The organism is Arsenophonus nasoniae DSM 15247 (genome assembly GCF_000429565.1).
In the GTDB taxonomy this organism is placed as follows: Bacteria; Pseudomonadota; Gammaproteobacteria; order Enterobacterales; family Enterobacteriaceae; genus Arsenophonus; species Arsenophonus nasoniae.
The window spans coordinates 1-1,496 of the sequence record NZ_AUCC01000228.1; the positions used below are offsets into that span (position 1 = coordinate 1).

General features: G+C 39.6%; 2 protein-coding genes and 1 pseudogene. 2 read left to right on the forward strand and 1 reads right to left on the reverse strand.

What is annotated here, in order from left to right:
- Together G468_RS0117770 and G468_RS0117775 are read left to right on the forward strand one after the other, a co-directional pair.
- A pseudogene (locus G468_RS0117770) lies at positions 1 to 435 on the forward strand (Rpn family recombination-promoting nuclease/putative transposase); the annotation flags it as partial.
- A 4-nt stretch (positions 436 to 439) separates the two neighbouring features.
- Positions 440 to 1,030 carry a ProQ/FINO family protein gene (locus G468_RS0117775; protein WP_026824123.1) on the forward strand — a complete coding sequence of 197 codons (591 nt, stop codon included), beginning with the start codon at positions 440 to 442 and terminating at the stop codon, positions 1,028 to 1,030.
- A 265-nt stretch (positions 1,031 to 1,295) separates the two neighbouring features.
- Here G468_RS0117775 and G468_RS25165 read toward each other — a convergent pair whose 3' ends face one another.
- A complete protein-coding gene (locus tag G468_RS25165; RefSeq protein WP_276324693.1) occupies positions 1,296 to 1,427 on the reverse strand; it encodes a hypothetical protein in 132 nt (43 codons plus the stop codon).
- Between the last annotated feature and the right edge of the window lie 69 nt (positions 1,428 to 1,496).

Here is a 1,496-nt window from a genome sequence, read left to right on the forward strand (position 1 = left end):
GCTTTGTTAACGCTGATACAGAAGCACATTCGCCGAAGGGATATGACAGAGCTTTTTGATGAAATTGTGACACTGCTGTCGTATAATTATTATACCGATAATCAAGTTATTACTATGTTTAACTATCTCATTCAGGAAGGTAACGCCAAAAAGCCAATGGAATTTATCACTGAGATAGCCAAGCAATCAGAGAAACACGAAGGAGCACTTATGACGATTGCTCAACAAATTGAAGAAATAGGTATTCAAAAGGGTATTCAAATTGGTGAACAAAAAGGTGTTCAAAAAGGTAAACTTGAAGGAATTCAAGAAGGCGAGAAACAAGCTTCGATGAAGATAGCGCGCCAACTTCTTGAGAAAGGCGTAGAAAGAGATATCGTGAAACTATCAACGGGTCTCACTGATACTGAAATGAGTAACCTGTTTAAAGATTAAAACGATGACGGAACGCAAGAAATTAAGCCTTAATCGCCCTAGAAAGGCTTCACAAGAAGATCAGACCTCGAGTAACCCTGTTTACGGTAAAAAGGTCTGGGTCAATGCTGCGCCCAAAAAACAGGCAAAAAAACCGAAACCCCAAAAGGTAGTAAAACAGCAGTCCCATAAATCGGTAGTTAAACCTAAACAGGAAGTGAAGGTTAAAATACCAAAACCACCTACACCGCCTAAAAAGCGATTGCCGTTAGAAGAAGCCATCTCACAGATAACCACGTTTTGGCCTTATCTTTTCCCTGATGGCAAGTTATGCCCAATGAAAATTGGTATCCAGCAGGATATGTGGCAAGAGGTTAAGGATAAGTGTTTACCGATAGCCAGAAGGCGTTTGAGAGCCTGTTTAGGCAGTATTGGGCATCACGCTGATTATCGCGCACTTATCCAGTTAGGGGCTAGTCGTTATGACAAAGACGGTCAGATAGTCGGAGAGGTCACCCAAGCGGATGTTGAGGATAATCTGCAACGTTTGGCACGACGAAATAAATCAACCCATCAATCTACAGGTTTTCATGCTAATTTAATCCTTAGTAACTAAACGAAGTGTTAAACAAATGAACATTACTCCATTAGAATTAGAAAAAATAATACAAAAAGCCGTAGAACAAGCACTGGTTAAGTCATTTGTGAAGTATTTAAAATTTACAATTGGACTCCCCCTTTTGATATTTTTGATAATGGCGGTGGTTATTTTTGTCATTGCCAGAATGAATGCTTAATAAATATCAATCCGCTCCCCACAGACGATGCTGAGGCGGAGCGCAGCTTGCGAGCACCGAACAGCATTGTCGAGGAAGCGGAATTTAATGCTCATTCAGTAATTTCCTTTTTTCTTCTTCAAATTGCTTTTGGATTTTTTCAGGAAGCCGTTTTAATACGGTTTGTTGCATCTGATAAGCCTCGGCATAACGTTCATGGTTAGGAATCTCAATCAATACAGTAAGGCATTAATGGAAGTGTTTTGAACTCAATATTTCTATTAAATTCTGACAGTTTTCTCGTTG

Excerpts from the sequence above, each read along its gene's own strand:
- G468_RS0117775 (WP_026824123.1), top strand. The coding sequence starts at position 440 with ATGACGGAACGCAAGAAATTAAGCCTTAATCGCCCTAGAAAGGCTTCA.